The 22,228-nt window shown below is 59.1% G+C and carries 20 protein-coding genes and 1 pseudogene; 16 read left to right on the top strand and 5 right to left on the bottom strand.

What is annotated here, in order from left to right; all coding sequences use genetic code 11:
• The first annotated feature begins 88 nt into the window (after positions 1 to 88).
• The 3 genes from OKW26_RS12400 (at position 89) to OKW26_RS12390 (ending at position 4,568) form a co-directional block, all read left to right on the top strand.
• Positions 89 to 2,146 (top strand): glycosyltransferase family 2 protein, encoded by a 2,058-nt coding sequence (locus OKW26_RS12400; RefSeq protein ID WP_429353793.1) that lies wholly within the window; start codon positions 89 to 91, stop codon positions 2,144 to 2,146.
• Positions 2,139 to 3,236, top strand: coding sequence for a UDP-galactopyranose mutase (gene glf, locus OKW26_RS12395; protein ID WP_429353792.1), 1,098 nt, complete (start codon positions 2,139 to 2,141; stop codon positions 3,234 to 3,236). Before OKW26_RS12400 ends, glf begins: the two co-directional genes overlap by 8 nt.
• 249 nt (positions 3,237 to 3,485) lie before the next feature.
• Entirely contained in the window at positions 3,486 to 4,568 is a 1,083-nt protein-coding gene (locus tag OKW26_RS12390; protein WP_429353791.1) for an alginate lyase family protein, read from the top strand.
• A 113-nt stretch (positions 4,569 to 4,681) separates the two neighbouring features.
• Here the strand turns inward: OKW26_RS12390 and OKW26_RS12385 are convergent, their stop codons facing one another.
• On the bottom strand, positions 4,682 to 5,359 hold the full coding sequence (locus tag OKW26_RS12385) for an acyltransferase (RefSeq protein WP_429353790.1): 678 nt from the start codon (positions 5,357 to 5,359) through the stop codon (positions 4,682 to 4,684).
• 822 nt (positions 5,360 to 6,181) lie between these two features.
• Here OKW26_RS12385 and OKW26_RS12380 point away from each other — a divergent pair.
• From OKW26_RS12380 to OKW26_RS12340, 9 genes are all read left to right on the top strand, one after another.
• On the top strand, positions 6,182 to 7,351 hold the full coding sequence (locus OKW26_RS12380; protein ID WP_429353789.1) for a nucleotide sugar dehydrogenase: 1,170 nt from the start codon (positions 6,182 to 6,184) through the stop codon (positions 7,349 to 7,351).
• A complete protein-coding gene (locus OKW26_RS12375) occupies positions 7,348 to 8,460 on the top strand; it encodes a glycosyltransferase (protein ID WP_429353788.1) in 1,113 nt (370 codons plus the stop codon). Before OKW26_RS12380 ends, OKW26_RS12375 begins: the two co-directional genes overlap by 4 nt.
• Positions 8,457 to 9,008 carry a hypothetical protein gene (locus OKW26_RS12370; RefSeq protein ID WP_429353787.1) on the top strand — a complete coding sequence of 184 codons (552 nt, stop codon included), beginning with the start codon at positions 8,457 to 8,459 and terminating at the stop codon, positions 9,006 to 9,008. The genes OKW26_RS12375 and OKW26_RS12370 overlap by 4 nt, the downstream gene beginning before the upstream one ends.
• Before the next feature lie 5 nt (positions 9,009 to 9,013).
• Positions 9,014 to 9,985, top strand: coding sequence for a polysaccharide deacetylase (locus OKW26_RS12365; protein WP_260334548.1), 972 nt, complete (start codon positions 9,014 to 9,016; stop codon positions 9,983 to 9,985).
• Positions 9,982 to 11,295, top strand: coding sequence for a glycosyltransferase family 4 protein (locus tag OKW26_RS12360; protein ID WP_429353786.1), 1,314 nt, complete (start codon positions 9,982 to 9,984; stop codon positions 11,293 to 11,295). Before OKW26_RS12365 ends, OKW26_RS12360 begins: the two co-directional genes overlap by 4 nt.
• Before the next feature lie 5 nt (positions 11,296 to 11,300).
• A complete protein-coding gene (locus OKW26_RS12355) occupies positions 11,301 to 12,386 on the top strand; it encodes a CgeB family protein (RefSeq protein ID WP_429353785.1) in 1,086 nt (361 codons plus the stop codon).
• Positions 12,387 to 12,399: 13 nt separating this feature from the next.
• Positions 12,400 to 13,875: a glycosyltransferase gene (locus tag OKW26_RS12350; RefSeq protein WP_429353784.1), complete on the top strand. Its 1,476-nt coding sequence runs from the start codon at positions 12,400 to 12,402 to the stop codon at positions 13,873 to 13,875.
• 99 nt (positions 13,876 to 13,974) lie between these two features.
• On the top strand, positions 13,975 to 14,685 hold the full coding sequence (locus tag OKW26_RS12345; RefSeq protein WP_429353783.1) for a GNAT family N-acetyltransferase: 711 nt from the start codon (positions 13,975 to 13,977) through the stop codon (positions 14,683 to 14,685).
• Positions 14,686 to 14,781: 96 nt separating this feature from the next.
• A complete protein-coding gene (locus tag OKW26_RS12340) occupies positions 14,782 to 15,174 on the top strand; it encodes a carboxymuconolactone decarboxylase family protein (RefSeq protein ID WP_429353782.1) in 393 nt (130 codons plus the stop codon).
• 95 nt (positions 15,175 to 15,269) lie between these two features.
• Here the strand turns inward: OKW26_RS12340 and OKW26_RS12335 are convergent, their stop codons facing one another.
• The 4 genes from OKW26_RS12335 to OKW26_RS12320 all read right to left on the bottom strand — a co-directional run bounded on the left by OKW26_RS12335 (position 15,270) and on the right by OKW26_RS12320 (position 19,850).
• Entirely contained in the window at positions 15,270 to 15,524 is a 255-nt protein-coding gene (locus OKW26_RS12335; RefSeq protein ID WP_090805865.1) for a hypothetical protein, read from the bottom strand.
• A 208-nt stretch (positions 15,525 to 15,732) separates the two neighbouring features.
• Positions 15,733 to 16,419, bottom strand: a complete 687-nt coding sequence (locus OKW26_RS12330; protein WP_184060269.1) for an HAD family hydrolase — start codon at positions 16,417 to 16,419, stop codon at positions 15,733 to 15,735.
• 98 nt (positions 16,420 to 16,517) lie between these two features.
• Complete coding sequence (locus OKW26_RS12325; RefSeq protein ID WP_429353781.1) at positions 16,518 to 17,963, bottom strand: cytochrome-c peroxidase; 1,446 nt, start codon at positions 17,961 to 17,963, stop codon at positions 16,518 to 16,520.
• 162 nt (positions 17,964 to 18,125) lie between these two features.
• Positions 18,126 to 19,850 carry a phospholipase C gene (locus tag OKW26_RS12320; protein ID WP_429353780.1) on the bottom strand — a complete coding sequence of 575 codons (1,725 nt, stop codon included), beginning with the start codon at positions 19,848 to 19,850 and terminating at the stop codon, positions 18,126 to 18,128.
• 289 nt (positions 19,851 to 20,139) lie between these two features.
• Here OKW26_RS12320 and OKW26_RS12315 point away from each other — a divergent pair, with 289 nt between their 5' ends.
• The 4 genes and pseudogenes from OKW26_RS12315 to OKW26_RS12300 all read left to right on the top strand — a co-directional run bounded on the left by OKW26_RS12315 (position 20,140) and on the right by OKW26_RS12300 (position 22,214).
• Complete coding sequence (locus OKW26_RS12315; protein ID WP_184060263.1) at positions 20,140 to 20,457, top strand: YXWGXW repeat-containing protein; 318 nt, start codon at positions 20,140 to 20,142, stop codon at positions 20,455 to 20,457.
• A 244-nt stretch (positions 20,458 to 20,701) separates the two neighbouring features.
• Positions 20,702 to 21,292, top strand: a pseudogene (locus OKW26_RS12310) (RNA polymerase sigma factor); the annotation flags it as partial.
• Positions 21,289 to 21,705: a hypothetical protein gene (locus OKW26_RS12305; RefSeq protein ID WP_429353779.1), complete on the top strand. Its 417-nt coding sequence runs from the start codon at positions 21,289 to 21,291 to the stop codon at positions 21,703 to 21,705. The pseudogene OKW26_RS12310 and the gene OKW26_RS12305, both read left to right, overlap by 4 nt.
• Entirely contained in the window at positions 21,702 to 22,214 is a 513-nt protein-coding gene (locus OKW26_RS12300) for a periplasmic heavy metal sensor (RefSeq protein WP_429353778.1), read from the top strand. Before OKW26_RS12305 ends, OKW26_RS12300 begins: the two co-directional genes overlap by 4 nt.
• Positions 22,215 to 22,228: the final 14 nt, after the last annotated feature.

Raw genomic sequence — 22,228 nt, 5'->3', positions numbered from 1 at the left:
TTTTCGCAATATCGTATCCAACGGTCGATTTTTCACGACGAAACTTTAATTCGGTTAATCCAGCAGCGTCTGTCCTAACGGGGTAGTGATGAGTATCAAGCAGGGAAACGACCTGGTTCGCGCTGGCGATCTCGCCGCTGCAATCCGGGAGTACAAAAAAATCGTGACTAACGATCCGCTGTATAAATTTGCCGAATTTAATATTGCGTGGGCTGAGAAAAAGCTTCGCCTTGATCCGCCCGCAATTCCGGCGGTGCGAGACCTGCGTCGCGAAATGGGCCACGTCGGCCCAAAAATTTCGATTGTCATGCCGGTCTTTAATGTGGGGCCGTATCTTGATGCGTGTATTCTGTCGGTCCGTTATCAGACTTATAGCAACTTCGAGCTGATTATTGTCGATGACGCTTCCACCGATAATGGTATGGAAATCATCAGGATGCACGCGGAACTGGATAGCCGCATCCGCGTGATTCATCTCGATCACAACACATTGGGCGGTGCGGGCATTCCGAGCAATATCGGTATCAGTGCTGCGACAGGGACGTATATCGGATTTGTCGACAGTGACGACTGGATTACAGAGACGGCGTTCGAGAACATGGTCGCTGCTGCCGAGCGGCATAAGGCAGACGTCGTCATTGGTGGTTTTCGGACCTTCGTCGAACATAGTCGGCACTATTCGGAAGCGTACGATCTGCAGATGTTCGAAAAGATTTCGACCGATAAAGCTTTTACGGCAAAGTCTTTTCCGGAGGTATTCCGCACCTCCCCTGTGCCGTGGCGAAAGCTTTATCGTCGGGCATTTTTGGAAAACAATCAGATTGCGTATCCGGAAGGCGATTACTTCTACGAAGACAATCCGCTTCACTGGTTTGTGCTCGCGTCGCATGGCACGCTCGTCAAGGTCGACGACATTATCAGCTACCATCGGATGGCGCGCGAAGGTCAAACGATGGGCGCAGCCGATTTCAAGCTCGCGGCCATGTGCAGCCATATCAACACGATTGGTTGCTTTCTGGCCGATCACGTCGAATTGCCGGCAGATCAGCTGATCGTCGACGAGTTCTATGATTTCTGTTATCGCAGCAGTTGGATTTCGCAGCGTCAGGAGCGCGAAGAGGTCAAGGCAATTATCGGCAAACGCATTGCCCAGATCGTATCGAAAAATCAGAAACGGCTCCCGGCAAAGAACCTTCGTTCGAACTTCAATAGCCGTATCGAGGAGTTTTACAAAGGTTACGCGCAGCATGATCTGACCATCGTGATTCCCACGTACAACTGCGAGACGTTCGTTGAAGAAACGATCAACTGCGTACTAAATGTACCGGGCATCTCGACCAATCTCCTCGTGATCGACGACGGCTCGCAGGACCGCACCGCAGAGATTTGCCGCAAACTCGAGGAGCAGCACGACAATCTGCATTTCTTCCAGCAGAAGAATCGCGGAGCGGGGCGCGCACGCAACGCTGTGATCCCTTTATGCACAGGGCTGTATACGTTCTTCCTTGACGCGGACGACGTTGTCGATGGCGAGGAGCTGGGTAAGGCCGTCATCGAAGCCAAACGGCACGGCAATGACCTGTATTTCATGAAATACGGAATCGAATACTACGAGAAGAACCAGGTTCGCGAAATGTTTAATGCGGACAAAGCGTTGTGGGAGAGCTTCCGTCACGCAAAGGACAACAATGAACTGCGCCGCATCGCATCGTCGCTGATCAACTATCCGTGGAATCGGATTATCAAGACGGAGTTGCTCCACGACGCGAATATCTTTTTTGGGGCGACGGTGGTTCATAACGACATTGCCTTCCATTGGGAAAGCCTGCTGGCGGCCAACAACATTGGTTACGGCGAAGGTGAGGTCTGCGCGCACCGCAAGTTCGAGCAACGGTCGCAAATCACCAATGTTTCGGACCATCGGCGTTTGGCTGCGTTCGATGCGTTGGAATTTACTCATCATCGCATCGTCAATCACGTGAACGGCACTTATCTGATCGACGTGTGGAACGAGTTCGCCAGCAACCTCGTGAAATGGGTGAAGGACCGAGTTCCCGAGGATTTACAGTCTCAATACGAGGCCAGGAAAGCAAAACTATTAGATCTGCTGGCAAGCCGCCAAGAAGAGGAAACCCACAATGTATGACTATCTGATCGTTGGCGCCGGTATGTTCGGCTCTACCTTTGCACGTCTGGCCGCCGATGATGGCAAGTCCTGTCTGATTATCGACAAGCGCGAGCACATTGCGGGCAATTGTCACACGGAAGAGAAGGAAGGAATTCAGGTCCACGTCTATGGGCCGCATATTTTTCACTGTAATGACGAACGGATCTGGTCGTTCGTGAATCGCTTTTCACGCTTCAATAACTTCCGGAATCAGCCGATCTCCGTATCTGATGGGAAGGTCTATTCGCTTCCTTTCAATATGTACACCTTTAACCACATGTGGGGTGTGAAGACGCCGCAAGAAGCGAAAGAGAAGATCGCGTCGCAAAAACTCGATCTTCAAGGTCGCGAGCCACGCAATCTCGAGGAGCAGGCGTTGTCGCAAGTCGGCACGGATATCTACGAAAAGCTGATTCGGGGCTATACGGCAAAACAGTGGAAGCGCGACCCGAAAGATTTGCCGGCGTCGATCATCAAGCGATTGCCTGTGCGCCTGACGTGGGATAACAACTACTTCAATGACAAGTACCAGGGCGTGCCTGAAGACGGCTACACGGCCATGTTTGAAAAAATGCTCGAAGGGATCGAGGTGAAGCTCGGCGTCGACTATCTTGCTGATCGCGAAGCATGGAATGCGAAAGCGAAGACCGTCGTCTTCACTGGCAAGATCGATGACTATTTCGATTGTCAGTTCGGCGAACTCGAATATCGGACCCTTGATTTCGAGACCTGGGTAGAAGATACCGACAACTATCAGGGTAATGCAGTCGTCAATTACGGCGATGCCGAGGTGCCTTGGACTCGCATAATCGAGCACAAGCATTTCGCGCCGGGTAACAAGAGCGAGAAGACGGTAGTGACGAAGGAGATTCCCGCGACTTGGGCAAACGGAAAGGTTCCATATTACCCGGTCGGCGACGAGGTCAACTCAGACCGTTATGAGAAGTATTGCGAGCTCGCGGAAAAAGAAGACAAGGTTGTGTTTGGCGGACGGCTTTCTGAATACAAGTACTACGACATGCACCAGGTGATCGGGTCGGCGTTTGCGAAGTACAGGTCGATGGTGTGAGCGGAGACCGGTGCAGCGAATTCATCTTTTCCACTGCATATCAGTTTTGCTGAGCCCGAAGTCAAAAATTGACTGCGGGTGATCATGGTCAGCATTCGAGGAAACTTGATCGATCTGACGTGGTCAATTTTTGTAATTAACGAAACCCGAAGTCGCTCTCGATTTCGAATGAATTTCTCGCTTGATCATCGGCACCACTCCCTGCTTGAGGAGCCGATTCCCGATGAATTCCTTGAATAAGGACGCTTGATGCTTGTACGAAACTTGATGTTGGCGCTATGCGCTTATGCGTTGTCATCCAGCTCAGCCTGGGCAGGGCCGGTCAGTCTGAACGGCGCTGAAGCTGAAACGCTGAAGCAATTAATTGCGCAGGATCGGGAGGCCGAGACTCTGTACAAGGGCATAGTCAAGGTTGCAAATGACGCGCTCAACGACGTTCCGCATCCTGTCTCAGTCATTGTTGGCGAAGGTCGTCTTGACTCGGACCCGGCGAAGATGGAGACGGAAGTCGCGCTCAAGGACATGCCCAAGATCTCGGCTTTAGCATGGGCGTGGCTGGTTGGTCAAGACGCGAAGTATGCTCAAAAGGGGGGGGATTTCATTCTCGCGTGGGCTCGTGAAAATCGGCCCGATGGTGATCCTATTAACGAAACGACCCTTGAGCCGCTAATCGTAGGTTACGACATTTTACGGAGTCAGTTTTCTCCACGCGATCGCGTCACGGTAGACAACTGGATGAGGAACACGGCGGTAACCACTTGGAACGACCCCAGACATCGCACAGGGAATTGGCAGAGCCATCGCCTTAAAACGGTTGGACTCATTGCCACTGTGCTTCAAGATAATGATCTCTGGAGTGCCGTCGAAGACGGGTTTAGGCAGCAGATGAATACCAGTTTCCTGGCCGATGGGAAGAGTATCGATTTCGATCTGCGAGACGCAATGCATTACCATCTGTTTAGCGTTCAGCCGTTGCTGACGCTGGCGTGTGTCGCGCATCAACGCAATCACGATTGGTACGGCTATCAGGCAAAGTCGGGCGCGTCACTCAAGCTTGCCGTAGACTTCATCAAGCCCTTTGCGTTAGGGCAGGAAACCCACACAGAATTTAAACATTCGAAAGCCAAGTTCGACCAGGCGCGCGCGGCTGCAGGGCAGCATGAATATGCGCCGCACATTTGGAGCACTTGCAACGCTGGACCGGTGTTTGCAGAGGCGAGTTGTGTTGATCCGGAAGCGGAGAACTTTGCTGCTAAAGTCTGGTGCGGCTCACCTCATAAAAAGTTCGTCAATTGGGAGAGCGTTGTGAACTACGTGAGAGCAGTCAAATAGTCGTGGTGGACGAAGACTCGACGATCTCCAGGCGTCCGCTAACGACAGTCACACATCAATCTGACAGATCGAGCTGGCCGGATAACAAATTATCATGTCGCCGGCTCGGGCTTTTATCTGTTGTCGTGATGCAGATTGCGACTCATCGCCAGCTCGTACTCTGGGATTCTTGCGCGGTCCCAGTTGACGCCCGTTTTGACCACGCGCGCTGGCATACCGGCGATTGCGACGAATTTCTCCTCGAACCTTCGCGAAAGCAACGTGTTCGAACCCACGATTACGTTGCTGGATATCTGAGCGCCCTTAAGAAAAGTTGCTCCGGCGCCGATCCAGACGTGATCACCTACGACAATAGGGGTAGATCTATTCAATACTTCGCCCGTTGCGACGTTGAAGATCGTGTGTCCGTCCGCGCCACGGAAAAGAATGTTGGAACTCATCATGCAATCTTTTCCAATGGAAACGAAAAGATTTGCATCGTTCACCAACGCAAAGCGTGACCCTTCGATGGAACAACCCTCATCGATGAACAGTTGCTTGAATTTACACGGGCACGCGGTTTCGATCCTGGTATTTTTGATACCTTTGGAGTGAGTTCTTTTAATGGTGATCAGTGCAGCGCCGCCCGCCGAAATCCGGGTGTTGCGGAAAATAGACCCTTCTTCGATCTCGACGACGCCCCCGAGACGTCCCAGAAATTCGACCTCGAGCCCGTCTATACGGGGGTTTTCGATGATGCTGCCGTCGTTACAACGAAGACGATAGACGCATTTCCCCACTTCTACATCCATTACTAGCTCCAAGCGTATGCTTATTTCCGGGTGATCAGACATGCAATTTCAATCAGAAGCCGACGACGCGTTTCGAGAGCGATGCGAGCCACGACTTGCCGGAGCCGATGGGAGGGCATCCCGGCGGATTCTTCGCGAGGCAATTATACGATCGCTGCTCCCAAAGGTAGTGTGTTGGTTCAGCCGACTTTCGGAAACTGTTGCGCGCGCGTCTTCGTCAATCGGCGAAATCTCGATTGCCGCGTGTTGTTTATCGACAACTTTTTGATGAAGTTAGATCGGCCCATGTCGGCGATGCGTTGTCGTCGGTACGGCGGTGTTCCATCCAGCCTGATGCAGTGGAGTCCGTGTAGTGCGCCACCCACGGAATTCGACTCGGCGGCTCGTTTTGCCGACGCTCAAAATGATAAGATGGCGGCTCGGTTTTGAGCGGGCGTCGTGGGGGTTGCTTCGAGATTGACGGGTTTGGATGCATTGATTTTTAATATTTTACTTCTTATCCCAGTTCTCAACGCTCCAAATGATCGATTAATTTCCAGTTGGCGCAGGTGGGATTTTTGGGGTATATCGAGACGTCGTTCGCTGCAATGCCGCATGTCCCGGATATCGCGCAGCGAAGGATGATGGACGGGAGTGTGCTGAAAAGCCTTGATCGCTGAATTGAGGCTGGTAACAAGGTACAAGCCTCGCACAGGGAATGCACTCTGCGCGTGGCGCAAGAGGTATGCGGAAACATAAAATATGCTGGTTGTGAAGAGAGCGTCGCATCTGGCGAAACGATGCAAATCCAGCCCGCGTCGAAAGGTTTTATAAGGTAAGCCAATGAAAATCGCAATCGCCGGCACAGGCTACGTCGGACTTTCTCTTGCTGTATTGCTCGCTCAGAATAACAAGGTCATCGCGCTGGACATCGTTCCTGAGAAAGTGGCGATGCTCAACCGCAGGGAATCGCCGATCGAGGATGCGGAGATCGAGGAATTCCTCGCTCGCAAGTCGCTCAACTTCCGAGCCACGCTCGACAAGGTTGAAGCCTATGCGAACGCCGACTATGTGATCATCGCCACGCCGACCGACTACGATCCGGAAACTAACTATTTCAACACTCGCTCGATTGAAAGCGTCGTTCGCGATGTGAAGGAAATCAATCCGCAAGCGGTCATGGTCATCAAGTCGACCATTCCGGTCGGTTACACCGAGCGCACGCGCGAAACACTGGGCACGCAAAATCTGATCTTCTCGCCGGAATTCCTGCGTGAGGGCAAGGCGCTATACGACAATCTGTACCCGTCGCGTATCGTCGTCGGCGAGCGTTCGGAGCGCGCTGAAGTTTTCGCCGAGTTGCTGAAGCAAGGCGCCGTCAAGCAGGACATTCCGACGCTCTTCACCGGCAGCACCGAAGCAGAAGCGATCAAACTTTTCGCCAATACGTATCTCGCGATGCGGGTCGCGTATTTCAACGAACTCGACACGTACGCCGCGCAGCACGGCCTTGATACCCACCAGATCATTCATGGTGTGTGCCTCGATTCGCGCATCGGTTCGCATTACAACAATCCGAGCTTCGGCTACGGCGGTTACTGTCTGCCGAAGGACACCAAGCAACTCCTCGCGAATTACAGCGACGTGCCGCAAAACCTGATTCACGCTATCGTCGAATCGAATGGCACGCGGAAAGACTTCATCGCCGAGAGCGTGCTCCAACGTAGCCCGAAGGTGGTCGGCATCTACCGGCTGGTGATGAAAGCGGGTTCCGACAATTTCCGCGCGTCGAGCATTCAGGGTGTGATGAAACGCATCAAGGCGAAGGGCGTGGAAGTGATCGTCTACGAACCGGCGATGCACGAATCGAGTTTTTTCAATTCGTCAGTGGTCAACGATCTGGTTGAATTCAAGCGCTCGGCCGATGTGATCGTCGCAAATCGCATGACGGCCGATCTGGCGGACGTGGCGGACAAGTTATACACGCGCGATCTGTTCGGCGGCGACGCATGAACGATCCGCAACCGGCTCGCAACGACTCGACCGGCTCGCAGCTTCCCCGCATTCTGTTCTTCAACGTGAATGGCTCAGGCATGGGCCATCTGAATCGTTGTCTTTCGTATGCGCGGCGGTTGCGCGGCCGTGCCCGTCCGGTTTTCTTTTCCCTGGCGTCGGCCATCGAGCTCATCGAAGAGATGGGATTCGAGGCGGATTATTTCGTTTCGCCATACTGGTCGACGAGCTCCACGTTTGCGTGGAATAGCGAGCTGGCTGTGCGTTTCGGCATGATGCTCGAACGCGTTCGTCCCGACGTAATCGTCTTCGACGGCACTTGGCCGTTTCAAGGGTTTCTGGCGACGTGCGAGACGTTCGGTTCGCCAGCGCTCGTCTGGTCGAACCGAGGTTTGCTCAAGGAGGGCGGCAAGACGGTCTCCGTGGACGAGTCGCGTTTCGATCTCGTGATCCAGCCCGGCGAATTGGGCGCGCAGGAAAGCGAGCGGCCGCTCGAAGGCGGCGGCACGCGTGCGCTCGTACCGCCCGTGTGCGTGCTCGAAGACGATGAGTTGCTTGACCGCGCTACAGCGCGCGAGGCGTTGAGCCTTCCGAAGGATTGCCGTTTTGTCCTGTTCGCGTTGGGCCCTGGCAATCTGAAGGATGTGGCAGGAATCGGCCACGGGCTGATTCGTGTGTTCGAGGCGGCCGGTTTCAAAGTAGTCTGGGTGCGTGCGCCCATTTCCGTGCGCGACATCGAATTGCCGGCCGGCGTGATGCCGCTGACGGTCTATCCGCTCGCGCGCTATTTGCGTGCGTTCGACGCCTTTGTCGGCGCCGCCGGCTACAACACCTGCTGCGAACTCGTGCAGGCGGGCGTGCCCGCGCTGCTCGTACCAAATGCGCAGCTCGCCGACGATCAGGTGCGTCGCGCCCACATGGTTGCCGACGTTATGCCGGCTGTCGTGTCTGCCTGCGAGACCGATGACGAACGTGAGGCTGCGGTCGGTAGACTGCTCGATATGCTGAACGATACGCCCGCTGAACGCGCAACGATTCGGATGAACGGCGCCGTGCTCGCAGCGGAAAAAATCCTCGCTTTGGCAGCAAGACGGGAGCGCATGCAGTGAGCGTGATTGCAGAAGCCAAAGCATTGCGGCGTGAGGTGAAAGCGCTCGCGGCCAGACCCGAATGGGATCTGCTCGTCCGTTACGACCTGCTCGGGAAAAAACCGCCTTCGTCATGGCAGGAGCGTGTTTGGCGGCGCATTCGGCATTTGTTGGCGTCGGCAAATCTGATTTCGCCGCACGTAACGCCATATCCGTGGCTGCCGACCCTCAAGCACAGGCCGCTTTCTGCCGATGTAAAGACAGTGATGATCTGGGCGCTCGGCGCCGATCGTCATCAGTTGCGCGCCGCATGCGAGGGCTTGTCGAAAAAGCTTCAAGGCGGCGATGATCTGGCGCCGGTTCTGGTGACGGATATCGCCGATTTCGCCTTTTATTCCCGGCTGGGTTGGCTGGTGGAATATGTGCCGTCATTAAGCGGCGAGGGCCCATCGCTACAGCAGAGAAAGCAGGCGTATCTCGCGTGGCGCTATCGAGATGCAATCGTCCTGCCGTTGAGCGCTGGTTTGGCCAGCGACGCGCAATGGCATGCATTGCTGAAATTGAGCTGAGAAAGATGCAAAAGAATCGTTATGCCATGTTGACGGTCGATGCCGAAGCGCTGCCCAAACGCGCGCCGCACGATCACGTCAAGCGGCTCATGTGGGGCGTACACGAGCGTGGAACCGCGGGAATTCGTGAAATGGCCGAGATTGGCGACGAGTTCGGCGCCAGGCACGTCTATTTCGTCGATCAATGCGGCGCGTGGTCGTATCTGGAAGAAACGCGCGAAGTGGTGCGCTGGCTCGATTCCGTGGGTCAGGACGTGCAACTGCACACGCACCCGGAATATTTGCCCGATTCGTTCTGGGCCGAGCATGGACTCGCGCGCCGTCCGCAGTATATGAATCAATATACCGACGACGCACGCGCCGAGTTCGTCATCAAACATTTTGGCGGGCTTATCTCGGAGCAAACCGGCAAGCCGGTTCTCGCGCATCGGGCAGGTTCGTTCCGCTGGAATGCGTCCACGATACGCGCCTTGAAAGCCGCGGGCGTGCAGGCGTCGTTCAACAATTCGATGTGCGCCGTCCACGCGAAACAGGCCATTTTCAGCGAGCCGACGAATCTGCCGTACGCATGGTCGAATGGTGTGATCGAAGTACCGATGACGGAAAAAAAGATCTTGCCGAAGGTCGGCAAAGACGAATGGTGGGCGCGCCTCACGTATCCGGAGTCGCCGTATTTCCGCTTCCGTCCCTGGTGGGGCAAATTGCTGCTCGATGCGTTCAGCGGCAGCCCGACGTTTTCCATTTTCCTGCTGCATTCGTGGTCGCTGCTGTACTGGGATGAAAAGGGGTACGCGACTTATCGCGACGATCAACGTGTCGAGGGCTATCGCAAGCTCTTGCGCCGTCTGACAAAAGACTACGACGTGATCACGACCGCCGAATTTCTCGACCTGCACGCGCGCGGCAAGATCAGGGTGTCGCAAACGGTCGATCTCGCACGCGCGGAACTCAAGCAGCAGGGGACCGTGCGAGCATGAGCAGCACATTCGATTCTCTGCAAACGTTCGTTAGCGAGCCGTATTTGGGATTGAGCCGTTGGCTAACGGTCCGCACGCTGGATCGCAAGGCGAAGCGGCGTGCGCCCGCCGCGTCATTCGACACCGGTACCGGGGGGCTTCTGTATGTGGCCGCGAGCGCGTTGCCGTATCACACGAGCGGCTATACGACGCGCACGCACGAGATCATTCGGGCAATGGCGTTGGCGGGCGGGCGCGTGCATGCGATGACGCGGCCCGGTTATCCATTTGATCGGATCGACCGTTTGCGCGACGCGTTGAGCGAAGAGACCCAGGTCGATGAAGTACGGTATCTACATGCCGTGGGGCCAGCCAATAATCGGCCAGTGCTGCTGTATGCGATGCAGGCGGCGCGCGTGGTGGCGCAGTGGGCGAAGCAACATCGCGTGTCGGTCATTCACGCTGCGTCGAATCATGTGAACGCATTGCCGGCATTGCTGGCGGCGCACCAATTGGGCATTCCGTTTCAGTATGAAATGCGCGGCCTGTGGGAACTCACGCGTATTTCGCGCACGCCGCACTACGAAGGTCGCCAGGGCTTCCAGCAAGGCCTCGAACTCGAAGGGCTCGTCGCGCGCCATGCGGATCGTGTGTTCGTGATTTCAGAGCAACTGGGACGCTTCGCGCGCGCGCGCTGGGGTATCGACAAGGAACGCATGTTCCTGCTGCCCAACTGTGTCGAACCCGAGCGATTCGTATCGCTCGCGTCGCGTGAAATAGTGCATGACACGATCGGCTATGCGGGCTCGTTGATGGCCTATGAGGGACTCGACACCCTAATCGACGCGGTGGCGCAACTGCGCGCACGCCGCGTGCGGATTTCCGTGAGCCTCATCGGTGATGGTGAAGCGCGGTTGTCGCTCGAATCGCAGGTGCAGCGGCTCGGCTTATCGGAACAGATCCGCTTTCTGGGCCGCATGGCGCCGCAAAAAGCACAGGAAACGTTGAGCCGCTGCGCGCTGGTCTGTATTCCGCGCAAGCCTTTCAAAGTCTGCGAAATCGTGCCGCCGATCAAGCTCGTCGAAGCGATGGCAATGGGAAAGCCGGTGATCGTGCCGGATCTGCCGGTGTTTCGCGACGAAATGGGTGATCGTCCCGCAGGCTGGTTTTTCAATGCCGGCGACGCGACCGATCTTGCGCGTGTGATTGAGGCAGCAATAAGTGATCGCGCGGCGCTCGCCGCGCTCGGCGAACAAGCAAAAGAATACGCGACCACACAGCGTTGCTGGCGCGATTTTGTCATCAAGGCGCTACCAAAAAGTGCGGGGTGAGGGGAATGGTTGGCAGGGTCATTAGAAGACTGGGTTCGCTGGTCTACGACTATCCGAAAGTATCGGAAGATGTCGAACGAGACGGGCCATTTGGCCGTCTGAAGATTGCGCTCGTCACGGACTATTTCACGGCAGACTGTCTGTCTGCCGAATGCCGTGTTCGTGTGATGACGCCCTCGAATTACCGCGACGTCATCACTAACTGGATGCCGGATCTGGTGCTCGCCGAATCCGCATTCCACGGCGTGGACGGAAGCTGGCGCTACGAACTGGCGAAGCAGCCGAAAACGTTGCGCCTCACAAAGCCAACGGCGATTTTCCGTCTGGTCGATTTCGCGAGGAAAGCAGGCGTTCCCACCGTATTCTGGAACAAGGACGACGGTCCGTTCTTCGAAGCGTTCATCGACGTGGCGAAGGCGTTCGATTACGTCTTCACCACAGATGAAGAATGCCTCGCACGCTATCGCCAGCAGGTGCCGGCGCACGTGCCCGTGAATACGCTAATCATGCCCTTTCAGCCGGCTTTTCATAGCTTCACGGGCTTCAATTTCACGCGCAACGAAGTCTGTTTTACAGGCAGCTATTACCGGCGCATTCTGAATGAGAGGCGCCGCTTTCTCGACATGGTGTTCGAAATCTGCGAGCACAACGAGATGCCGCTCAATGTGTTCGACCGGAATCACGACCGGCTGTCGCGCCATTTCGAGTTCCGATTTCCGAAGACAAGCCAGATGCGCCTGCATGGCAAGGTGCCACATCGAGAAACGGCGAACGTCTACAAGTCGCACGCGGTTTCGATCAACGTGAATTCGGTCACGAGTTCCGAAACGATGTTTTCGCGCCGCTTGCTCGAGATTCTAGCCTGCGGGGGTATCGCGGTGACGAACCCGAGCCGAGCCGTCGATCGCCATTTCCGCGATTTCTGTCACGTTGTGAATACCTATGAAGAAACGCGAGATCTGTTCGCGCGGCTGCGTCACGGACCTTCGCGTGCGGACCTCGATCGCGCCGAAGCCGGTGCGAAATACGTGCGAGAGAACCATACCTGGGCACATCGGTTGGAAGAAATCTGCGCCGTCGTGAATCTTTGAGGGACCGGTCACGATGCTCGCATTGCTTTCCTGGTTTTGCCAGGCAGTCTTTCTCGTCGTGGTCGTCTATTTCGCGCTGTACGTGCTCCTTGAATTGCGGGTCTTTCTGATTTCGCGAAAGGTGGAGCGGCGCAAATTGACCGAACTCGAGCATTCGGCTGCCGAAGCCAACGCCGATTGCCGGCCGTCGGTGAGCGTGCTGCTGCCCATCTACAATGAATCAGAGGTGGTGGAGCGGCTGATCGATGCCGCCTGTCGTCTGAGCTATCCCGCGGAATTGCTCGAAATTCTGGTGCTCGACGATTCGTCGGACGGCACCACACAACTCGCGCGCGGGAAAGTCGCGCAATACGCGGCGCAAGGCGTCGATATTCGCCTGCTTAGGCGACTCGACCGCAAGGGCTACAAAGCGGGCAATCTGGTCAACGGCATTCAGCAGTCGCGCGGGGAGTTCTTCGCTATTTTCGACGCGGATTTCGTGCCGCCCGTCGACTTTCTGCTGAAGACGATTCCGTGTTTCCGGGACCCAAAACTGGGATTCCTGCAGACGGGCATCGGTTACGAGAATCGCGACGTGTCATTTCTGACGCGTTTCCAGGCGATGGAAATGGGCCATCAGCAATACGTGACGGTCGGCCTGAGCGAGGATGGCGACATGGCATCGCTCAGCGGCAGTTCGTGTGTATGGCGCAAGGCGTGCGTCGATGCGTTGGGCGGGTGGAATGCGTCGACCGTCACGGAAGACGTCGATCTCGGTTATCGCGCGCAATTCGGCGACTGGAAATACGCTTATTTGCGCGACGTGGTGTCGATGTCGGTGCTGCCCGAGACCATTAGCGCATTTCGCATTCAACGCGAGCGTTGGGGGCGCGGACTAATTCATAGCGGCTTCAAGCATGTGAAGCAGATGGTGGTGCAACGCATGCCTCTGATGAAGCGAATGCACGCTATCTCCGTGATGTTTTCGTCGGTGCTGCTCGCGTCAATCTATGTACTGATCTTGCTGAGCCTGCCGCTTACCTGTTTCGTGCATTTCGATGCCGCATTCATGCGCTGGGGGGCGTTTACGTTCTTCGGCCTGGCTGTGCTCTGGGGGCTCGAAAATACGCTCGGTGCGCGCCGCGGGGCACGTTTCGATGACAAGCGGGGCGCCGTGAAAGATTTGTGGGACACCTACCGCTATATCGCGATGTTTTTGCCGATGGCCTGGTACTACTTCGTCGGCGGCGTGCGTGCTCTGTTCGGCGTGTATGGCGACTTTCACAGAACGCCGAAAGGCACGAATGGCTATCGCGCCATCATGCCGCGGATCAATACCGTGTTGCTGGCGGGCGAGGTCTTCAGCTTCCTCTATTCGGCGATTTCGGTACTGCTAGGATTCAAAAGAGGAAATTATTTTTTGATTCCACTGAATGTGACTGTGTGCGTCGGTTTTGGCATGGTGCTCTATTGGACGTACAAGGAAAAGCGAACTTTTAAAAGATTCTGACTTCCTGTCAGCTTGGCTAATTATAAAGACCAGTGCGCGCTCGCGCGCCTGCCGCGCTAAACACAAAGAATCAACGAATCCACGAAAGGGCAGTCTGCTATGTATGCCGTAGAACCCGCACGTGCGCACGCGCCTGCTCGCGACGACGAACCGCTCCTCCTGCGCTTTCGCGCCGCGCGCGCCGACGATGCCGAAGCATGCGCGCCGCTGATCTTCGCATCTGGCGTGCGTGAATTCGGTTTCTTTCTCGGTGAGCCGGCCGAAGCTTGCATCGAATTTCTGGCGTTTGCGTTTGCCTCGAAGCTCGGGCGCTTTTCGTATCGACGCCACCGTGTGGCCGTGACCGGGGACGATCAGCCGGTCGCGGTGCTCGCGCTGCACGACGGACGCCACGCATGGTTCGACGATCCGCACGTCGCGCTGATGCTACTGCTGTTCTTTGGCTTGCGCCGCACGGTTCGCATGTTGTTGCGCGGCCTCGTGCTCGAGAGCGAATTGCCGGCGCCGAAGTCGTCGCAGAGGTTGATCGCGCATTGCGCGACACATGAGCGCCTGCGCGGCACGGGTGTTTTCAGCACGCTGTTTGCGGATGCGATGCGCGCGGGTGAGCTGATGAATTTGCAGGCTCGTGCGGGGCGTGGCGAACGCGATCGGCAGCAACTCGTGCTCGATGTGCTGATCAGCAACAAGCGCGCATACGCGCTCTACCGGCGTCTCGGCTTCGTCGAATTGCCGCGCCGGGCGCCTGTCTCAGCGCGTTTGCCGCGAGAACTCGAGTCGGTGCGGATGGAGTGGGTCAGGAAGGATTGAGAGGCGCGGTGGGGTACACATTCGCCTCACGCATCCGCCACTGCAAGTGCACAATACCCCGACGCACACCCCCAACCGACACGCCAAGGAGCCCGCATGAACCAGCCCAAAGCAATCGAATACACGGACGCATCACCCGAAGTCAAAGCCGTCTACGACGACATCAAAGCGACCCGCCAGGTCGACGACGTGAACAACTTCTGGAAGTACATCGCGCAGCATCCGCCGACCCTCACGCGCACGTGGGACAGCCTGAAGGAAGTGATGGCGCCCGGCGCGCTCGACCCGCTCGTCAAGGAGCTGTTATACGTCGCGGTCAGCGTGACGAACAACTGCGGCTATTGCGTCGCGAGCCACACGGCGGCGGCACGCCGCGCCGGCATGACCGACGAGATGTTCGGCGAGCTGCAGGCCATCGTCGGGATGGCTAACGAAACGAACCGGCTAGCGGTCGGCTATCGCGTGCCAATCGATCCGGCCTTCAAATAAGAGCACGAAGCGCGCGATGCGGCCCGATCGTACCAACCCGGGCCGCAACCCATGCGTGATTGCGCCGTCGTACGCAGCGGCGCTGGGCCTCGTGCTTACAGCGGCACGATCTTGACCGGCTCCGGATGGCAGACCGGGGTGTAGACCGGCCCGCAGCCGTAATGCACGGGCTGGCAGGGGTTGTAGGAGGGCGGGTTGTAGTACGACGGGCCGCGAACCGGCGGTTTTTCGCCGTAACACGAAGGCGGGTATTCGTGCGGGAAACACGAGTGGCCGCCGCGCACGGACTGTGCAGCTGCGTGGTCGAGGTCGTCGCAGCGCGACAGGTCGGCAAGGGTCAAGTTCGACATGATGAATCTCCGGCAACGTTGGATGGGTATCGAGCGCGCAAATGCTTTGCGCCCGGTCGTTCCAGTTGCACGCACCATGCCATGCGGCGGGATTCAACGTCTGTGCTGGGTCGAGCGCTGATCGACCGGATCTGCGCAGTCGAAAACTGATCGGCGTTGGCCAACTTGCGGCAAGCCGGTGTCGTTCAACCGCCAACACGTCGGTCGATCAGCGCGTGCCCCATCCCGCGAGCAACGCCGGTAGCTCGGCCATCTCCCTGAACACGTGCACCGCGCCCGCGCCATGCAACGCGGTCGCGCTGCTATGGCCGAGGTGCGTCGGGCAATAGCCGAATACCGTCGCGCCGGCCGCGACGCCCGCGGTCGCGCCCGTCACCGTATCCTCGATGACCGCACAGCGTGTCGGCTCGACGCCGAGTGCCGCGGCCGCGGCGAGGTAGACGTCGGGAAACGGCTTGCTGCGCGGCGTTTCGTGGCCGCTGAAGATGCGTCCGTCGAAGCAGTCGAGGATGCCGGCCTTCACGAGCTGCAATTCGATCTTGATGCGATCCGCGCCCGACGCCACCGCGATGCGTCCATTCAACCTCTGCTGCAGCGCGCGAACCGCGAAAGGCGCGCCGTCGATCGCGCGCAACTCATTGTCGAGCGCCACGTTGCGACGCGCGCGGAACTGCGCCAGCCACCCGGCCGTGATCGCGAAGCCGGTGCGCGCCTCGATCAACGCGGCTTCGTCCCTGACCATCTTGCCGACGAAAATGCGCATCGTCTCTTCGACGCTCAAATGCCAGCCGAGCTCGCCGAGCATCTCGGTGAGCACGCGGTTCGTGATGGGTTCGGAATCGACGAGCACGCCGTCGCAGTCGAAGAGCACGGCGTCGAAAGGAAAATCGGCCATCGGGGAGGGTAGGGATAAGGTCGCGGACCGGCAAGGATACCGCACCGGGCCGCGTGCCGCAGCCTGGAAGCTGCAGCGGCGGCGTCCAGCGCGGCTGCTCAGTCCTTGTACCCGTCGCTCAGCGTCTTCATGAACGCGATGATGTCCTGGATGTCTTGATCGGTCATTGCGGGCTGGTCGCCGAACTTGCGGTCGAACGGCGCATCGGCGACATCCACGTTCGCATGGTATTGCGGCGGCAGATCGTCGTACTTCTGCACCTTGCCCGACGCATCGCGCGGATAGATTCTGTCCGGCGACGTATTGCGCAGGTCGTAGAAGTCCAGCACCTGCTTGAGGTCGTGATACACGCCATTGTGGAAGAACGTCTTGCGTTCGGCGGCATTGCGCAGCGTCGGCGTCAGGAACATGCCGCAATACTGCGTCTGCCTGGCCATGTCGGTCCGGAAGGGCCCACAAATGCCCATGTCGTAGAACTTCGGATTCCTGTTCGGCGCAAGTTCGCGATTGCGCGGCACGCCGAGCGCTTCATACTGCGTGTCGGTAAAAAGAGGTGGAAGTCCGTCCGACGTCGGCTGGCTCAGGTGGCAACCCGCGCAATTGGCCTTGTCCTTGTCGTTGAACAGACGCAAGCCACGTAGTTCGGCTCGCGTGAGGCGTGCACGTCCTTCGAGCCAGGCGTCGTATTTGCTCGAGAATGGATGGAACGCCGGGTCTTCGAATTCATACCGACCGATCGCGAACATGGCTTCCGACACGAGCAGATCGGGATCGTTGACGACGTGCGGACCGAAAAGTTGTCTGAGTGTATCGATGTGCTTCGAGTGCCTTAGCTTGTCGGCAACCGAAGCCAGGTCGGGGTTCGCCATCTCGACCGGGTTGGTCAGCGGCCCAAGCGCCTGGTCCTGCAGCGTGCTTGCCCGGCCGTCCCAGAAGAGTCCCCCTTGCGGCACCATAGCCGGCGCGGCAGGCGCAACGCCCGCGGTTTTCTGGGCGCGCTGCACGCCTAGCGCGGCCGAGGCCTGCGTATCGAGGCTGACCGGTGCGGCGTCGGTATCGCCCTGATCGGGACCGATGCTGAACGGCGCCTGGCGATACAGGTACGCGAGCGATGGCACAGGCCGATAGCCCGCTTCCGTCATGTGAAGGCCGCCCGGTTGTACCGTCAGGTCGTTGGGAGGCGAGAAAGCGTGCGCGGCGCTGTGGCACGACGCGCACGACTGTTTGCCCGACGCCGAAAGCGACGGATCATTGAACAGGTCCCTGCCGAGTACCGCGACCGCGCTAAGGGGCGCGACGGGGGGACGCAGGAGCTTGACCGGATGGGCGTTGAGGCCCGTCAGATTCTCGACCGTATCGCCGATCGCCGCGGGCATACGCTCGGGATAGATCAGCGCGTAGCCAACCAGAGCGGCGCCCAGCAGCACGATGCCCAGAATTATCCGGAGGATCAGGCGACGCCACATGCTGCTCGCGGCGCGAGGGGACGGGGCGCTTGCGGTGGGTAGTTGCGAAGACAAGGTAGCGTTCGAACGACGATTCATGGCGATAGCGGTAGGCAAGCTGAACTGCAAACAAGCACGTCGAGCCACCGTACCGGCTGGCTCGACGTCATCACTGATTGACGGGCATCAACAGCTCCGTTCCCTGAACGTCACACCGCGTACTTCCCTGTGCGGCAGAACGGACGGATAAACGGTGGCTCCTTAGTTCGTTGCAGGAGGAGCCGACAGCTTGGTGCCAAGGTTCGTGTCGAGGTACAACGCCGGCGTTTTGCCACCGTTGGTGAAGTCGAACAGCGACGCGATGCTCCCCGTCGCCGCATCGTGCGATCCGTTGCCGATGCGGGTGCCGCCGAGCCAGTTGTCTTCGATGAACCTGACAACCGAAGCCTGAGTGATCGCCGTGTGGTCGACGTAGTTGCTACGTGCGTACGGCGAGATCACCAGAAGCGGAATACGCGTTCCCGGGCCGCAACGGCCGTTGACAGCCGCGCCTGTCACGCCGACGCCTTGCTTCGCGCCCGTTGCGTTGCAGGTGCCGGCGCCGTTCAGCTGGTCGGCGGTGGCGTCAAACGACGAAGTCGTCGGCGTCGCATAAGCGTGGTCGTACCAGCCATCCGAATCGTCGTACGTGATGATGACGGCGGTGTTCTTCCAGTCCGGCTGTTGTTGCAGGAAGTTGACGACCTTCGTGACGAACGCCTGCTCGTCGATCGGATCCGAGTTGCCCGGGTGCGCATCGCCGACGGCCGGTGCCTTCAGGTAGCTGACCGACGGGAAGTTGCCCGCCGAGACGGCCGTGAAGAAGTCGTTGACGTCGTATTGATGGTGCACCGGCGTCGCCGTCGAATCGAGCGGGTCGGTCTGTCCAATCAGCGCGGTCGACGTCGGGCGCGTGTGCGCCAGGTTGGCCGTCGTAGCGTAGTACTGGAACCAGTTGTGGTGAGGTACGTAGTCCGTCTTCGTTGCGCCGAGGACCGACGAGTAGGTACTGCGCTTGCACGCCGTGGTGCCGTTCGAGTTGGTGGCGCTCAGGTCGAAGCCGCCCATGAAGCCGCCCCACGTAATGCCTTTCGCGTTGAGGAGGTCACCAATGTTTTTGTTATTCGAACTCAGCGTGGCCTGGCCGCTCGACGTCGAGGTGTTGCACACGTCCCCGGTCGGGTCGGAATCGCCGTTCATCGTGAAGCTGCCCGCGCCGTCGGCAATCACGTTGTCGCCTTGAGCGGCACCGTTCGCAGGAATAGCGCCGTTGGTCTGGCCGGAAACCACCTCGAGCGCGCCCGGTGTCGACGGACCGTACGTGTCGGTGTACATGTTGTCGCTCATCGCGAAGTTCTGCGCGTAATTCCACAGCGCGGTGACCGTGTTGCCGTCGAAATAACCCATCACGAGACCCGGCGTGCCGAACGTCGAACCGCTGCCGGCGCTGTTGTTACCCGTGTACTTGGGGAACAGGTCCGCCGCGCCATTGTCGTAAGCGAGCTGTTCCTTCATGTAGTCGTGCGACTGGCCGTTGGTATTGGCCTGGCTGCGGTCGAGGCGGAACGGATTGATACCGCTGCCTGCGGAGGCCGCGTTGTTCGCCGTGTTCAGGAAGTTCGGGTTGCTCGCCAGAAGCGAATTCTGATTCAGATTGTTGATCTGGGCCGGCGTGTTCGCCGCCGTGAACGCCGGTTCACCGACCGGGTTCTGCGCGTTCGGATAGGTGCCGAAGTAGTGATCGAAAGAACGATTCTCACCGAAGATCACGACGAGGTGCTTGATCGGCGTTGCCGTGGCCAACGCGTCCTGGGCGGATACGGTAGCAGCCGGTGCGGAGGCCGGCGCGGATGCAGTCGAAGGAGAGCTGACGCTGCTGTTTCCGCATGCGCTCAGCACGAACAGTGCGGCGGCAAACGGAATGGGCAAAAGGGCTTTACGAAACATTTTTTGGTGGCTCCACATTCGCGGTCCAGCCCTTCCATCGATAGGTATGAACGGTGCTGGAAATTGTTGTTAGAAGCGTAACGGCCGACGCCATTGATTGCAGCCCGGGCATTGGACCATCAAAAAATGAAAGTTTTCGGGCAATACGCCGACTATTGCCTTTCGTGAACCCGACTGTATTCGTGCTTTTTTGCCAATAGCGCGACGGATTTCTTCCGCTGCTGCGTTCAAGTAGAAACGGGGCCGTCCTGGGCGCCGACTTGTTCCAGCTTTGAAGGGAGAAATCGACATGAACACCAACCGCATCGCTCGTCTGCTCGGTTCCACGCTGAGCGCCGCGCTGTGCTGCGCGGCCACGCTGACGGCCGCGCCCGCCTCCGCACAAGTGATGATCGCGCCGATGGCACCGCCGCCGCCGCGCGTCGAAGTCGTGCCCGCGCCACGGGACGGCTATGTGTGGGATCAGGGCCGCTGGCGCTGGGAGCACGGCCGCTATGCGTGGGTGCCGGGCCACTGGCAGCCGGTGCGCGTCGGCTATCACTGGGTGCCCGGGCATTGGGCGCAACGTGGGCCGCACTGGCGCTGGATCGAAGGACATTGGGCTTGAACGAGTCTTGCGATGAAAACACTCGTGATGATTCTGCTGGCGGCCTCGCTCGCCGGCTGTGTGGTCTATCCGGCACGCCCGGCCTATTACCGGCCGGCGGTCGTCGTATATTGACCGCGTACGTGATACCTGGCCGGATAGCGGCGTAGCGGCACGACAACATAACGACACGACAGCTGAAGGAGCGGCGGCAAGTGAACGACGTTGATCCCGTGATGCGGTCCTCACGCGAAAGCGCGCGCGTGATGTCGCGACCGAGCCGCACGCCTTGAGCGACGCACCACCCGATCCGGACGCCGAGCTGATCGCGCGGGTGGGCCGCGCGGAGCCCGGCGCGGTCCGCTCGCTGGTCGCGTGCAAGCTGCCGCGGCTACTTGCGCTCGCCACGCGCATGCTCGGCGATCGCATGGAAGCGGAGGACGTCGCGCAGGAGGTCTTCGTGCGAATCTGGAAACAGGCGGCCCGCTGGCGTGAAGGCGAAGCGAAGTTCGATACGTGGATGCATCGGGTCGCGCTCAATCTTTGCTATGACCGTCTGCGCGGCCAGCGCGAAGACCCGAGCGACGAACTGCCCGATTCGGCCGATCCCGCCGCGCCGCCCGACGCGCGGCTCGAAGCACGTGCCGACCACGCGCGCGTGCGCGCGGCGCTCGCCGCGCTGCCGGCGCGACAGCGCGAGGCACTCGTGCTGACCTACTACCAGGAGATGTCGAACCTCGACGCTGCCGCCTTGATGGGCGTCAGCGTCGATGCGCTGGAGAGTCTGCTGAGCCGCGCGCGCCGCGGTTTGCGCGCTCAACTGGCCGGCAGCGGCCTTAGCAAGGACAAGTCATGACGCCCGAAAGATTCCATCAGATCGTTGCAGCGTACGGCGCCGACGCGCGCCGCTGGCCGGAGCGCGAACGCGAAGCCGCGCAGGCGTGGGCGCGCGCGCATCGCGACGAAGCCGATGCGGCGTTGAGCGACGCGGCCAGCCTCGACGCGTGGCTCGCCGCCGACGAGCTCGAGCCGCCGAGCCTCGAACTGCAGCGTCGCATCATCGACCGCGCGCCGTCGCGACGCCGAGCCGCGCGCTGGCGTTTGTGGTGGTCGGGCGCGGCGGTGGCAGGTGTCGGGCTGCTCGGCGGCGTGGCGGGGGCGTTCGCGGTGTCGTTCTTCGTGCTGACCGGGAACGCGCCGGTCGTGCATGAATCCTCGTATCTGACTTCGAGCTTCGGCGGCAGCTCCGCCGATTGGAGCGGCGAATGAACGGGCGCTCGTGGAAATTTGCGCTGCTGGGCTCGGCGGTGCTCAACGTGTTTCTGCTCGGCGCGATCGCCGGCGGCGCGTATCAATGGTTCGCCGCGCACGGTGCGAATCCGCCGGCGGCGGCGCAGGACCGGCGCGCGCTGCGGTTCGCCGCCGAGCCGCTGTCGGCGCAGCAGCGGCAGGCGTTTATCGACGGCCTGAAGAGCGCGCGGCGCGAAGGCCGCCAATATGCGCGCGACGCTCGCGAAGGGCGTCGTGAGGTGCTGCGTCTGCTGGCCGCGCCGAAGTTCGATCGCGCCGCACTCGATGCCGCGCTCGCGCGCACGCGCGCGGCCGACGTCAGCCTGCGCGCGATGGTCGAAGCGAGCGTCGCCGATTTCGCGGCGACGCTGACGCCCGAGGAGCGCGTCGAATTCGCCGAGAGTTTGAAGTTGCGCGGGCAATGGCGCGAAGCGCAGCCGGCGCCGAACGCGAAAAAACCGGCGGCGAATGCCGCATCGAGCGAATAAAAAATGCGCGCGAT

It is taken from the genome of Paraburkholderia sp. 32, from assembly GCF_050435345.1.
Classification (GTDB): Bacteria; Pseudomonadota; Gammaproteobacteria; order Burkholderiales; family Burkholderiaceae; genus Paraburkholderia; species Paraburkholderia tuberum.
The sequence above is the reverse complement of the archived record's forward strand: the minus strand, read 5'-3'. Positions and strand labels throughout refer to the sequence as shown.